Source organism: Nocardioides sp. BP30 (genome assembly GCF_029873215.1).
Taxonomy (GTDB): Bacteria; Actinomycetota; Actinomycetes; order Propionibacteriales; family Nocardioidaceae; genus Nocardioides.
The window spans coordinates 710,950-724,116 of record NZ_CP123620.1 but is presented as its reverse complement, the minus strand read 5'-3'; the positions used below and the strand labels follow the sequence as shown (position 1 = coordinate 724,116).

Annotated in this window: 13 protein-coding genes; 4 read left to right on the top strand and 9 right to left on the bottom strand. The window is 71.3% G+C overall.

Translation table 11 applies throughout. The features are described from left to right. Positions 1 to 37: 37 nt before the first annotated feature. On the bottom strand, positions 38 to 466 hold the full coding sequence (locus P5P86_RS03315) for a hypothetical protein (RefSeq protein ID WP_280609859.1): 429 nt from the start codon (positions 464 to 466) through the stop codon (positions 38 to 40). 115 nt (positions 467 to 581) lie between these two features. On the opposite strand from P5P86_RS03315, the gene P5P86_RS03310 reads away from it, so the two are divergent. Then, positions 582 to 1,016, top strand: a complete 435-nt coding sequence (locus P5P86_RS03310) for a GNAT family N-acetyltransferase (RefSeq protein ID WP_280609858.1) — start codon at positions 582 to 584, stop codon at positions 1,014 to 1,016. On the opposite strand, the gene P5P86_RS03305 is transcribed toward P5P86_RS03310, so the two are convergent. From P5P86_RS03305 to P5P86_RS03295, 3 genes are read right to left on the bottom strand one after another with little or no spacing between them, the layout of a single operon-like run. Beyond that, on the bottom strand, positions 1,003 to 2,043 hold the full coding sequence (locus P5P86_RS03305) for an MBL fold metallo-hydrolase (RefSeq protein WP_280609857.1): 1,041 nt from the start codon (positions 2,041 to 2,043) through the stop codon (positions 1,003 to 1,005). The two genes, P5P86_RS03310 and P5P86_RS03305, sit on opposite strands and share 14 nt — an antisense overlap. Next, a complete protein-coding gene (locus tag P5P86_RS03300) occupies positions 2,040 to 2,492 on the bottom strand; it encodes a hypothetical protein (RefSeq protein WP_280609856.1) in 453 nt (150 codons plus the stop codon). The genes P5P86_RS03305 and P5P86_RS03300 overlap by 4 nt, the downstream gene beginning before the upstream one ends. After that, the gene (locus P5P86_RS03295; protein ID WP_280609855.1) at positions 2,489 to 2,848 is read right to left on the bottom strand and encodes a hypothetical protein; all 360 of its coding nucleotides are present in this window, start codon (positions 2,846 to 2,848) and stop codon (positions 2,489 to 2,491) included. The genes P5P86_RS03300 and P5P86_RS03295 overlap by 4 nt, the downstream gene beginning before the upstream one ends. 16 nt (positions 2,849 to 2,864) lie before the next feature. On the opposite strand from P5P86_RS03295, the gene P5P86_RS03290 reads away from it, so the two are divergent. Next, a complete protein-coding gene (locus tag P5P86_RS03290; protein ID WP_280609854.1) occupies positions 2,865 to 3,656 on the top strand; it encodes a putative protein N(5)-glutamine methyltransferase in 792 nt (263 codons plus the stop codon). Positions 3,657 to 3,777: 121 nt separating this feature from the next. On the opposite strand, the gene cds1 is transcribed toward P5P86_RS03290, so the two are convergent. Continuing rightward, positions 3,778 to 4,872 (bottom strand): L-cysteine desulfhydrase Cds1, encoded by a 1,095-nt coding sequence (gene cds1, locus P5P86_RS03285; protein WP_280609853.1) that lies wholly within the window; start codon positions 4,870 to 4,872, stop codon positions 3,778 to 3,780. 102 nt (positions 4,873 to 4,974) lie between these two features. Between cds1 and P5P86_RS03280 the strand changes: the two genes are divergently transcribed. Continuing rightward, positions 4,975 to 5,817 (top strand): formate/nitrite transporter family protein, encoded by an 843-nt coding sequence (locus tag P5P86_RS03280; RefSeq protein ID WP_280609852.1) that lies wholly within the window; start codon positions 4,975 to 4,977, stop codon positions 5,815 to 5,817. A gap of 6 nt (positions 5,818 to 5,823) precedes the next feature. On the opposite strand, the gene P5P86_RS03275 is transcribed toward P5P86_RS03280, so the two are convergent. After that, positions 5,824 to 7,470 (bottom strand): AMP-binding protein, encoded by a 1,647-nt coding sequence (locus tag P5P86_RS03275; protein ID WP_280609851.1) that lies wholly within the window; start codon positions 7,468 to 7,470, stop codon positions 5,824 to 5,826. Between the two features lie 5 nt (positions 7,471 to 7,475). Next, entirely contained in the window at positions 7,476 to 9,200 is a 1,725-nt protein-coding gene (locus tag P5P86_RS03270) for an AMP-binding protein (protein ID WP_280609850.1), read from the bottom strand. A 106-nt stretch (positions 9,201 to 9,306) separates the two neighbouring features. Here P5P86_RS03270 and mqo point away from each other — a divergent pair, with 106 nt between their 5' ends. Then, complete coding sequence (gene mqo, locus P5P86_RS03265; RefSeq protein ID WP_280609849.1) at positions 9,307 to 10,788, top strand: malate dehydrogenase (quinone); 1,482 nt, start codon at positions 9,307 to 9,309, stop codon at positions 10,786 to 10,788. A gap of 4 nt (positions 10,789 to 10,792) precedes the next feature. On the opposite strand, the gene P5P86_RS03260 is transcribed toward mqo, so the two are convergent. After that, positions 10,793 to 12,175, bottom strand: a complete 1,383-nt coding sequence (locus tag P5P86_RS03260) for an FAD/NAD(P)-binding protein (protein ID WP_280609848.1) — start codon at positions 12,173 to 12,175, stop codon at positions 10,793 to 10,795. Between the two features lie 120 nt (positions 12,176 to 12,295). Further along, positions 12,296 to 13,084: a sigma-70 family RNA polymerase sigma factor gene (locus P5P86_RS03255; RefSeq protein WP_280609847.1), complete on the bottom strand. Its 789-nt coding sequence runs from the start codon at positions 13,082 to 13,084 to the stop codon at positions 12,296 to 12,298. Between the last annotated feature and the right edge of the window lie 83 nt (positions 13,085 to 13,167).

Sequence of the window (13,167 nt, the reverse complement as noted above, 5' to 3'; positions counted from 1 at the left end):
GCCCGAGTCGATGCGGACGGAGGCCCGAGTCGAGCGATCACCAGGGCACTTCGCGATCCTCGGGCATCCGCCCCCGCCGCTGGAACACCGCGAGCGCCTCCTCGCCGGCCACCCGCAGCTGCTTCCACAGTCCCAGCTCCTGGACCTCGCTCAGCAGCGGGAAGTCGTGCGGCAACTGCTCGGCGGCCCGCTCCCAGACCGGTTCGAAGATCTGGAGCGCCTCGCCCTCCGCCTCGTCGAGCACCGGCAGCGCGGCCAGGCGGACGAACAGATCGGCGCCGACCCGCTCCTCCCACAGGTTGATCACCTCGTACGGCACGTAGGCGATCGGAACGTCCTGCTCGAACGCCAGCTGCTGCTCGAAGGAGGCCACCAGCTCGAGGTAGTCGATGATGCGATTGCGGACGCGCTGCTGCTCCAGCCGGCCGCCCGGCACCTCGCCGGGGGACGCCTCGCGCGCAGTCATGGACACATAGTGGCCGAGCGACCGGCGGGTGGATAGCCAGGCAGGACTTACTGAGTGAATCCTTAGCGATCTCCCAGGCGCGGCCGACGCACCCGGATGTGACACGCTGAGCGGCGTGCACGTCCTCGCCGTACCGTTCCTCGAGCTCGAGCCCCGCCACGCGTACGCCGCCTGGCGGCTGCGCCAGCAGGTGTTCGTGCTGGAGCAGGCCTGCCTCTACCCCGACCTCGACGGTCGCGACGCCGAGCCGGGCACCACCCACGTGCTGCTGCTCACCGATGAGGGCGCCCTCGCCGGCTACGCCCGCGTGCTGGACGACGGCGCCCGGTGGCGGATCGGTCGGGTGGTGCTCGACGCGGCGTATCGCGGCCAGGGCCTGGCCGATCGCCTGATGCGGGGCGCGCTGGAGGGCGCAGCGGACCGCGACGTGGTGCTCGACGCCCAGTCGCCACTCGCGGGCTGGTACGCCACCTTCGGCTTCACCCCGGACGGGCCGGAGTTCGTCGAGGACGGCATCGCGCACACCCCGATGCGGCTCACCCGGCGCTGAACAGGTCGCCGTCCGGTGCGGGGACCCGGGTCGCCACCCCTCGTGCCACCAGGACGTCGAGGTGCGCCAGCGTCTCCATCACTGCCAGCGAGCCGTTGAACAGGTCGAGCGTGTCGAACCGGTGCTCGTGACGCGTCCAGGGCAGCTCGGCGGCTACCTGGTAGGCGGTCGACGGATTCGCCCGGATCACCGCCAACGACAGCGCGAGCCGATGCTCGTGGTGCTCGAGCAGCTCGTCGACACGGGCGTGCACCGACGGTGCCACCGGCCCGTGCGCCGGCAGCAGCCGCAGGTCGGGCAGCGCGCGCATCCGGGTCAGCGAGGCCATGAAGTCGCGCAGCGGAGTGCCACCGTTGACCGGCTCGAAGCCGATCGAGGGCGTGATCGTGGGCAGCACGTGGTCGCCGGCGAAGAGCAGCCCCGCCTCGTGGTCGGCGTACACGTAGTGGCCCTGGGTGTGGCCCGGGGTGGGAATGGCGGCGAAGGACCGTTCGCCGACAGCGACGGTGGTATCGCCCTCGAGCCAGACCTCGGGATCGCGCCAGTGGGCGGGGTCGTGGGTCGGCTGCTCGATGCGGCTCCAGCGCTCGACGAGGGGGAGAGCCCCGGAGGTGCGCAGGCGCTGCGCGATGGCCCCGTTGCCACCTCTGCGCACGGCCGCCAGTGCTCCCCGCTCCCCCGAGCCGAGCACGACCCGCGCGCGGACCTCGGTGCCGAGTGCCGCCGCCAGCGAGTAGTGGTCGCGGTGGGCGTGCGTGACCAGGAACTCGGTGATGTCACCGACCCCGGCGCCCAGCACGGCCAGGCCCTTCTCCAGAGCCTCGCGAGCCTCCGGGATCGCCCAGCCGCCGTCCACCAGCGTCAGGCCCGACGGCGTCTCGACGGCGTACACGTTGACCGCCCGCAGCCCGTCCATCGGGAGCGGAAGCGGGATCCGGTGGATGCCCTCGGCGACCCGGAAAGCGCCCGGCTCGGTCCAGTGCTCGCCGGAGTCCGGCGAGATCGCCTTCGACGTCGACACGCTCACGCGGTGGTCCCCCGATCCTGGTCAGGCGATGCCTGCTCGTGGGTGCGATGCAACCACAGCAGGGCGACGATCGGGAGGGCGGCCGGCACCCAGCCGTAGCCGCCACCGTAGTCCGACCACACCGAGGAGTCCGGGAACCAGTCCTTCTTCACCAGCGACAGCGTCCCGATCACGATCACCCCGGCGAGCTCGACCCACAGCATCACCTCGGCGAGCCGCGGCCTGCCGTGGGCCGCCCGCCGGATCGCGAACCAGCCCACCACGTAGGTCACCGCGGCGACCGCCGAGAGCAGGTAGGCGAGCGGCGCCACCTCGAACTGGGTGGCGATCTGCACGACCGCCCGGCTGCCCGAGGCGAGGATGAACAGGGCGTAGAGCGCCATCAGGACCAGGTGCGGACCGCGCTTGGGTCGCAACGTCGGGCCGGTGGTCGTCATCGTGCTGCTCACCGGGTCATCATCAACCGTACGGCGACCACTGCCGTCGCCAGGGCCGCCACCACCACCACGCCCGAGGACCATGACTCCCGCTCCTCGCGCATCGACCCCATCGCCACCGGCATGATGCAGACCAGCGCCGCGAGGTAGCCGACGTGGGTCGACAGCGACTCCGGGCGGTTCCCCTGCAGCAGCGAGCCCAGCGCACCCAGCCCGAGGACGACGCACAGCACCTCCAGGATCCAGGCCATCTGGTCCAGCCAGCGCGGTCGCGGCGCGCGCAGCACCAGTCCCAACCCGGCGGCGAGTGCCACGACGACGGCGTACCCGACGACGATCCAGGCGACCGGTGCGAGCGTGCCGTGCATGGGAGCATCCTTCCCGATGACTCCTCCGTTCCCCGAACCCGGCGTCCCCTCGGCCCTCCTGGCCCGACTGCGGGCGGCCGGCTGCGTCTTCGCCGAGGACGAGGCCGCCGCACTGGAGGAGGCTGCCGGCACCCCCGAGGAGCTCGAGGCGATGGTCGTACGCCGGATCGCCGGGGAGCCGCTGGAGCAGATCGTCGGTTGGGCAGCCTTCGCCGGGATCCGCGTGCGCCTCCTGCCCGGGGTGTTCGTGCCGCGGCTGCGCACGACGCTGATGGTGAGGCTGGCGGCGGATCGCCTCCGACCGGGGGACGTCGTGGTCGACCTCGGCTGCGGCAGCGGCGGGATCGGCGCCGCCGTGGCGGTGCGCGCACCCGGAGCGGAGGTGTGGGGGATCGACGTCGACCCGGCCGCTGTGGCCTGTGCCCGGCTCAACCTGCCCCCCGAGCGGGTGCTCCTCGGGGATCTCTACGACCCCCTGCCCGCCGGGCTGCGGGCACGGGTGATCTGCGCCAACGCGCCGTACGTGCCGACCGAGGCGATCGCGCTCATGCCGCCGGAGGCGCGCGAGCACGAGCACCGGGTCGCTCTCGACGGTGGCCCGGACGGGCTGGCGGTGCAGCGCCGGGTGATCACCGGAGCCGCCGCCCACCTCGCGGAGGACGGAACGCTGCTCGTGGAGACGAGCCGAGACCAGGCGCCGCTGACGGCCGCCCTGGCCCGGGCCGCGGGGCTGAGCGCCGTCATCCACACCGACGATGAGGTGGACGGCACCGTGATCGAGGTGCGCGACCGCCGATCGCCGCTCTGAGAAGGACGGAGAGGTCGTCCACCCCCCACCGGTGGACGACCTCTCGTCAGGGAAGGAACGAGCCAGCGCCCGGGTCATGACGCGATTTCGCGCGCCTCCGTGCACCATCTTCTCCAGCGGTCTAGACAGGCGTCAGGACGCCGGTGCTCTGGTAGCGCTCCAGCGCCGCCAGGTACGGCGCCAGGTCGATCCCGCGGCCGGCGATCCACTCGTCGTCGTAGTAGCTGGACAGGTACCGCTCGCCGCTGTCGCACAGCAACGTCACGACACTGCCCGGCTCGGTGCGGCGGTGCAGGTCGCTGACGAGGCCCAGCGACGCCCAGACGTTGGTGCCGGTGGAGGGACCGACGCGGCGGCCGAGCCGCTCGGAGACCCAGCGCATCGCGGCGATCGATGCGGCGTCGGGCACCTGCACCATCTGGTCGACCACGCCGCCGACGAACGACGGCTCCACCCGCGGCCGGCCGATGCCCTCGATCCGTGACCCCGGCGCCGTCGGCGAGCAGGAGTCCTCGAGCCAGCCCCTGTAGAACGCCGAGCCCTCCGGGTCGGCCACCAGCAGCCGGGTGGGGAGCCGCTTGTAGCGCAGGTAGCGCCCGATGGTCGCCGAGGTGCCGCCCGTGCCGGCGCTGACCACGATCCACGCCGGCACCGGGTGCGGCTCGCGCGCCATCTGCTCGAAGATCGACTCCGCGATGTTGTTGTTGCCGCGCCAGTCGGTGGCGCGCTCGGCGAAGGTGAACTGGTCCATGTAGTGCCCGCCGATCTCCGCGGCGAGCGAGCGGGCGGCGTCGTAGACCTGGCCCGGCTCCTCGACGAAGTGGCAGCGACCGCCGTGCCACTCGATCAGCTCGATCTTCTCCGGCGAGGTCGAGGCGGTCATCACCGCCACGAAGGGCAGCCCGATCAGCCGGGCGAAGTAGGCCTCGGAGACCGCCGTCGAACCCGAGGACGCCTCCACGACCGTCGAGCCGGCGTGGAGCCAGCCGTTGCAGAGGGCGTAGAGGAACAGGGAGCGGGCCAGCCGGTGCTTGAGCGAGCCGGTCGGGTGCACCGACTCGTCCTTCAGGTAGAGGTCGACGCCGCCGGTCAGCGCCGGGCCGCCCGGCAGCGGGACGTGGTGCAGGTGGGTGTCGGCAGAGCGCTGGGCATCCGCCTCGACCCGGCGTACGGCCTCGTCGATCCAGGCCCGGTGCTCGTGCGTCTGCTGCGGCATGGCAGCAGCCTAGGCGGCCCGTGGGTTAGCGACAGCCGCTGCGGGGAACCGCGCAGGGTACGCCGCGACCACGGCGTACCCGGGTCCAGATCGGAGTCCACGATGTCGTTCAACACTCCGCAGCAGATGGCCGACCTGGCCGTCGTCTCCGGCGAGACCAAGGCCAGCGCCACCCCGCCCAAGGCGCTCGTCGCCGGCTTCCTGGCCGGCGCCTACATCGCCTTCGGGGCCCTGCTCGCCACCGACGTGTCGGCCGGCCTGGACCCGAAGACCTGGGGCGGTCTGATCACGCTGGTGACCGGGGTGACCTTCAGCCTCGGGCTGATCCTGGTCATCATCGGTGGCGCCGACCTGCTCACCGGCAACATGATGCTGGTGCCGATGGCGGTCCTCGCCGGGCGGGTGACGGCTGCGCGGCTGGCGCTCAACTGGCTGTGGGTGGCCATCGGCAACCTCGCCGGCTCCCTGTTCGTGGCCTGGTTCCTCGCCGACCAGACCGGCCTGTTCGCCAAGGGCACGGCCAACTGGACGCGGCTGGGTGTGATCGCCGGCGGCAAGGGCATCACCGAGACCCACTGGGAGCAGTTCGTCCGTGCGGTCGGCTGCAACTGGCTGGTCTGCCTGGCCGTGTGGTGCGCCCTCGCGGCGGTCACCGTGGGCGGCAAGATCCTGGCGATCGTCCCGCCGATCACCGCCTTCGTGGCGCTCGGGTTCGACCACGTCGTGGCGAACATGTTCTTCCTTCCGGCCGCGATGATGGTCGGCGCCGGGAACCTGAGCCTGGGTGACACGGTGCTCAACCTGATCTTCGCGTTCCTCGGCAACGCCGTGGGGGCAGGCGTGTTCGTCGCCGGCGCCTACTTCTACCTCTACGGCTCGCGCGACCGCACCGGCTCGGCGGCTGGTGCTCCCGCCGCGCCGATCCGCGAGACCATCGCCGACTGACGCCGGTCAGGCGAGGCCGAGGAGCTCGGCCGAACGCTCGCGCATCTCCACCTTGCGGACCTTCCCGGTCACCGTCATCGGGAACTCCTCGACGATCAGGACGTAGCGCGGGATCTTGTACGCCGCCAGCCGGCCGGTCGCGAACGCCCGCACCGCCTCGGCGTCGATCAGGGGAGCACCGGCTCGCAGCCTGATCCAGGCGCAGAGCTCCTCGCCGTACCTCTCGTCCGGGACGCCGACGACCTGCACGTCCTCGATGTCGGGGTGGGTGTAGAGGAACTCCTCGATCTCGCGCGGGTAGATGTTCTCGCCCCCGCGGATCACCATGTCCTTGATCCGGCCGACGATGTTGCAGTAGCCGTCCTCGCGCATCACCGCCAGGTCGCCGGTGTGCATCCAGCCTTCGGCGTCGATCGCCTCGGCCGTCAGCTCCTGCTGGTCCCAGTAGCCCAGCATCACCGAATAGCCGCGGGTGCACAGCTCCCCGGGCTCGCCGCGCTCGACCGTGCGTCCGGTGACCGGGTCGATCACCTTCACCTCGACGTGCGGATGCACCCGCCCGATCGTCGCCGTACGCCGCTCCAGGTCGTCCTCGACCCTGGTCTGGCACGAGACCGGCGAGGTCTCGGTCATGCCGTAGGCGATCGACACCTCGCTCATGTGCATGTCGTTGACGCAGCGCTTCATCACCTCGACCGGGCAGATCGAGCCGGCCATGATCCCGCTGCGCAGGCTGCTGACGTCGTACGCCGGACCGGCGCCCTCGGCGTGCAGCAGCGCCTGCATCGCGATGAACATCGTCGGCACGCCGTAGAGCACGGTGCAGCGCTCGTCCTGCACGGCCTGCAGCGTCGCGGCCGGGTCGAAGGAGGGGGCGGGGATGACCATGGTGGCGCCGTGGCTGGTGCAGCCGAGATTGGCCATCACCATCCCGAAGCAGTGGTAGAAGGGCACCGGGATGCAGAGCCGGTCAGCGGCGGTGAGCCGGATCGTCTCGGTGGTCATGAAGCCGTTGTTGAGGATGTTGCGGTGCGAGAGCGTGGCGCCCTTGGGGAAGCCGGTCGTGCCGGAGGTGTACTGGAGGTTGATCGCGTCCTCGGGCCGCAGCGTGGCCGCCCGCTCGGCGAGCGCGTCCGGAGCGAGGGCACGGCCGGCGTCGACCAGCGCGTCCCAGTCGGGGCCGTCGAGATAGAGCGTCCGCTCGAGCATCGGCACCTCGCTCCCGCCCGAGACCAGCTCCTCGACCATGCCGCGGTAGTCGGAGGTCTTGAACGAGGTGGCGGCGAGCAACATCCGCATCCCGCTCTGGTTGACCACGTAGGCCAGCTCGTGGGTGCGGTAGGCCGGGTTGACGTTGACCAGCACGACCCCGGCCTTGGCGGTGGCGTACTGCACGATGGTCCACTCCGCGCAGTTGGGTGCCCAGATGCCGACCCGGTCGCCCTTGGCCAGCCCGAGCGCGATCAGGCCGCGGGCGACCTCGTCGACGGCATCGTCGAGCTGGCGCCAGGTCCAGCGCCGGCCGGTCGCCACCTCGACCAGCGCCTCGCCGTCGGGGTTGCGGGCCACGGTGGCCTCCAGGTCGGCACCGATCGTCCGCTCCAGCAGGGCCGGCGTCGCCTCACCGCGCGCGTAGGACTCCGCGGCGCTCACCGTCCTCAGCCCCGCAGGCCGAAGTCGTCGTCGCGGTACTCCCCCTCGGGGCGGCCGTCGGCCACCTCCTGCTCGCGCTGGCGCAGCTCCACCCGGCGGATCTTGCCGCTGATCGTCTTCGGCAGCTCGAAGAACTCCAGCCGGCGCACCCGCAGGTACGGCGGCAGCTTCTCCCGGGCGAAGGTCAGGATGTCGCGTGCCACCTCGGGTCCGGCGACGTGACCGGGCACCAGGGCGACGTACGCCTTGGGGACGGCGAGCCGGACCGGGTCCGGGGCGGGCACGACGGCCGCCTCGGCGACCGCCGGGTGCTCGATCAGCACCGACTCCAGCTCGAACGGGCTGACCTTGTAGTCGGAGGCCTTGAAGACGTCGTCGGTGCGCCCGATGTAGGTGATGTAGCCGTGCTCGTCCCTGCTGGCCACGTCGCCGGTGTGGTAGTTGCCGCCGGCCATCGCCAGCTCGTCGCGCTCCGGGTCGCCCTGGTATCCGGTCATCAGCGTCAGGGGACGACCTCCGGGGCCGTCCAGGGCCAGGCAGATCTCTCCTTCGCCGGGACCCTCGACGACCCGGTCGGTCAGCGGGTCGACCAGCACCACCGGCACTCCCGGCAGCGGCCTGCCCATCGATCCCGGCAGCACCCGCTGGCCCGGGGTGTTGCCCACCGAGGCGGTGCACTCGGTCTGGCCGAACCCGTCGCGGATCGTCAGCCCCCAGTGCCGCTCGACCTGGCTGATCACCTCCGGGTTCAGCGGCTCACCGGCACCGATCGCCTCGCGCAGCGCCGGCGGACGGCCGCCCGAGAGGTCGGCGTTGATCAGCATCCGCCACACCGTCGGCGGTGCGCAGAAGGTGGTGACCTGCTCGGCCGCCATCACCTCCAGCAGCCTCACCGCGTCGAGCCGGGCGTAGTTGTAGACGAAGACGGTCGCCTCGGCCAGCCACGGCGCGAAGAAGTTCGACCAGGCGTGCTTCGCCCAGCCGGGCGAGGAGATGTTGAGGTGGACGTCGCCCGGTTGCAGCCCGAGCCAGTACATCGTGGAGAGGTGACCCACCGGGTAGGAGAGGTGGGTGTGCTCGACCAGCTTGGGTCGGGACGTGGTGCCGCTGGTGAAGTAGAGCAGCATCCGGTCGGTCGAGCCGTTGAGCGGGTGCTCCACGGGCACGTCGGGCAGGCGGTAGGCCACGCTGTAGTCCTGCCAGCCCGGCGGCGTGGCCTCGGGTACGCCGACGCAGACCCTGAGGTAGTGGCCCGGGACCTGGTCGAACTTCGCGGTGTCGGCGGCGTTGCAGATGACGGCGTCCGCCCGCCCGCGCTCGATCCGGTCGACCAGCTCGGCGGGACCGACGGCAGTGCTGGTCGGCATCACCACTGCTCCGAGCTTGATGATCGCGAGCATGGACTCCCACAGCTCGACCTGGTTGCCCAACATGAGCACGACGCTCATCCCCGGCTCCACGCCGGAGCCGCGCAGGTGGGCCGCGACCTGGTCCGAGCGACGGGCGAGCTCGTCGAAGGAGTACGCCGCCCGGGAGCCGTCCTCCTCCACGATCACCAGGCCGGGCCGATCGTTCCCCCGCGCGAACGGGTCGAACCAGTCGTGCCCGAAGTTGAACGTCGGCCCCACGTCGGGCCAGCTGAAGGAGGCGACCGCCTCGTCGTAGGACGTGCGCAGGCGGACGAGCTCGTCACGCGCCTCGCGCAACCGGTCTGTGGGCGTGCTGGCCATGTCCCATCAGTACACCATCGGTGATGCTGGTCACAGCACCGCTTCTGGATCGTTCACAACGGGTCCCGCAAATGGCCTTGAGGGCCGGCAGCCACATAATGAAGAGGTGGACATCCAAGCGGAGACCCGTGACATCGTCCTGATCGGTGGCGGCATCATGTCGGCGACCCTCGGCGTACTGCTGCAGGAGCTGGAGCCGACCTGGCGGATCCGCGTGCTCGAACGCCTCGACGGTCTGGCCGAGGAGTCCTCCGGTCCGTGGAACAACGCCGGCACCGGTCACTCCGCGCTGTGCGAGCTCAACTACACGCCGCAGAAGGCCGACGGCACGGTCGAGATCGCCAAGGCGGTCCAGGTCAACGAGCAGTTCCAGGTCTCGCGCCAGCTGTGGGCCTTCCTGGTCGAGAACGGGCGCATCCCGGATGCGTCGGCCTTCATCCGCACCACCCCGCACATGAGCTTCGTCTGGGGCGAGGCCAACGTCGCCTACCTCCGGGCCCGCTACGAGGCGCTCAAGGACCACCCGCTGTTCACCGGCCTCCAGTACAGCGACGACCCGGCGCAGATCGGGCAGTGGGCGCCGCTGCTGCTCGAGGGCCGCACCGGCACCGAGCCGATCGCTGCGACGTACCACCCGGCCGGCACGGACGTCGACTACGGCGCCCTGACCCAGGCGCTCACCGACAACCTCGTGGCCAAGGGCGCCGTCGTCGAGTACGGCGCCGACGTCAGTGACGTGCACCGGACCAACGACGGCACCTGGCACGTCCAGGGCCGCAACCGGCAGGGCCGCTTCCACTACACCGCCGACTTCGTCTTCGTGGGCGCCGGCGGCCGCGCACTGCCCCTGTTGCAGAAGTCGCGCATCCGCGAGATCCAGGGCTTCGGCGGCTTCCCCGTCTCCGGGGAGTTCCTGCGCACGGACAAGCCGGAGCTGGTGGAGCGGCACATGGCGAAGGTCTACGGCAAGGCCGCCGTGGGCGCCCCGCCGATGTCGGTGCCCCACCTCGACACCCGCGTCGTCGGCGGCCGCTCCTACCTGATGTTCGGCCCCTACGCGGGCTGGAGCCCGAAGTTCCTCAAGAAGGGCTCCTGGCTCGACCTGTTCCGCTCCATCCGGCCGCACAACCTGGTGCCGATGCTCAAGACGGCCATCCACAACGTCCCGCTCACGATGTACCTGATCCAGCAGGTGCTGGCCAGCGCCGGCAAGAAGTTCAAGGACCTGCTGGACTTCTACCCCGACGCCAAGCAGGGCGACTGGGAGAAGATCACAGCGGGTCAGCGCGTGCAGGTCATCCGGCCCGACGGCACGCTCCAGTTCGGCACCGAGGTGATCACCTCACCCGACGGCATCGCCGGTCTGCTGGGCGCTTCCCCGGGCGCCTCGACGGCGACGCCGATCATGCTGGAGGTGCTGGAGCGCTGCTTCGCGGACCGCTGGCAGGGCTGGCAGCCCACCCTGGCCGCGATGATCCCGAGCTTCGGTACGTCGCTGGCCGCCGACCCCTCCCAGGCGCTCGCCACGATGACCCGGACCGCTGACGCGCTGGGCATCGTGGCGCCGCCCCGCAGCGTGACCGCCTGACGCCTCAGGCCGTCTTGAGGCTGCGCGGCCCGCGCAGGTGGGCGGCGACCTCGGCCGCCTGCACCCGGATCTCGGGGATCGCGGTGGTCTCGTACAGCGTGCCCTTGCGCGGCGGCCCAACGGTCAGCAGGCCCGGGACCACCTGACCCATGGGGTCGAGCAGCTCGCCGTACGGCGTGCAGGACAGGCCGAGCCGCAGCTCGTCGGGTGCCGCCAGGCCCTGCTGCAGCAGTGCGTCGAGCAGCGGGTTGCCGCTGCGGGTGACGTCCGTCTGCGGGCCGGTGCAGTTGACGACAGCGTGGGCGCGCACAGCGGTCTCGCCGATCCGCACCAGGGGGTGCGGCGCCTCGTCGACGATGCCGTCGATCCCACCGCCGCTGACGCGCAGCCGGCCCTCGGCCTGGAACGCGTCGAGTCGGGCCGCGATCTGCGGCGCCATCCGGTGCCGGCGGACCTCCCAGGCACGGGCGTAGACGGCCAGGAAGCGCTCCCGCTCCGCCAGCGGAAGCCGCGCCCAGATCGACTGGGTGGGACCACGGAAGCCATCCACCACGTGGTGCCAGTTGACGCCGTGCTCGGCGGCCGCGGCGACCTGCTCCCGGTAGAGCTCGGCCAGCTGGTCGGCGGTCAGCGGGCCGGCGGGCAGCGGGCTGACCCAGGCCACGCACTGACAGTCGATGTGCGCCTGCGGCAGCAGGCCGTGCCGGCTCACCATCACCACGCTGCGCCCCGGCGCGCCGTCCAGCACGCTGATGGCGGTGTCGATGGCGGTCAGACCGGTGCCGACGACCACGACGGTCGCGTCGGGAGCCAGCGCCTCGATCCAGGAGAGCTGCCAGGGGTTGTCGACGTGCCAGGATGCTCGCGGCAGCGGCTGACCGTCGACGGCGAGCCGGCGCGGCGCCTCGTTGCCGTGGGCCAGCACGACCGACGGCGCCACCACGGCGGTGCCGTCGTGCCCCCGCACCTCGTAGCCGTCCGGCACGACGCTGATGTCCTCGACCCGCTCGGCGATCACCCGGAGCCGGTGACCGGCGGCCTCGGCGAGCCGGTCGCGCAGGTACTCGCCGTACTCCTTGCGGGGCAGGAAGTCCGTCGCGCTCAGCTCGCGCCCGGTCTGCTCGGCCCAGGCCAGCAGGTCGCCCGGCTCCTGCGGGAAGGCGCTCATGTTGCCCGCGCGGACGTTGAGCAGGTGGCGCGGGTCGGTGGTGCCGTAGGCGACCCCGGAGCCGAGGCGACCGGTGGGCTCGAAGACGGTGACGTGGACACGCGCGTCGGTGCGCAGGAGGTTGAGCGCGGTGAGGGTCCCGCTGGCTCCACCGCCGATGATCACCACCCGGTCGGCGACGGCGGCGGACGCGGGACGGAGCTCGGCTGCGACAGTCACAGGCCTAAGTCTAGTGACTTTATCCGCTTAAACCCAAGCATGAAGAAACCCGGGCGGTTCGCCCGGGTTTCTTCGGAGCCGGAGATCAGCGCGAGATGAGGCGGTCGATCAGGCGGTGGCTCAGGCGGAGGCCGCGAGCTCCTGGTCGACGCCCATCTGCTCGCGCAGCTTCGCCATCACCTTCTTGAGCAGGCGCGAGACCTGCATCTGGGTGACACCGATCCGCTCGCCGATCTCCTCCTGGGTGAGGTCCTCGACGAAGCGGAGACGGACGATGAGCCGCTCGCGGTCGGTGAGCGCGTGCAGCGCCGGCGCCAACATGAGGCGAGCCTCGGAGGCCGAACGCTCCGGGTCCTCGCCCGCCAGCAGCTCGCCGAGCGAGGCGGCGTCGGACTCGGTGTTGACCGGGGCGTCGAGGGAGAGCGGCGAGAAGCAGCCCTTGAGCATCTGAGCCTCCTGCACCTCCGCCTCACTCACGCCCAGCGTCCGGGCCAGCTCGGCGGCGTCGGTGGTCTCCTCGCTCATCCGCATCACGTCGGCCTGCAGCTCCTGGACGCGACGCGGGGGCCGTACGGTCCAGCCGTGGTCACGGAAGTAGCGCTTGACCTCGCCACGGATGGTCGGCACCGCGTAGACGAGGAAGTCCTCGGCGAGACGGCCGTCGAACTTGTGGGCCGCACGGACGAGGGCGACGTAGGCGACCTGCTCGAGGTCCTCCAGGGCGATGCCTCGATTGGCGTAGCGGGAGGCGATGGCGCGGGCGACCGAGGTGTTGATGATGATCACCTCGTCGAGGATGGCCGCGCGCTCAGCCCCGGTGGTCGCGGCCGCCTCGGTGAGGAGTCGCGTGGTCTCACGCCGCCGAGTCTCGCGCGGCAGATCCTGCAGAAGCGTGGCGTTCGTGGTCATGTTCCCACCGTCCCCGCGGCCTCTCCGGGCGTAACAGGTGGACCGACAATTTCGCCCGCTGGGGTGAGGGACTAGCCCCGAGT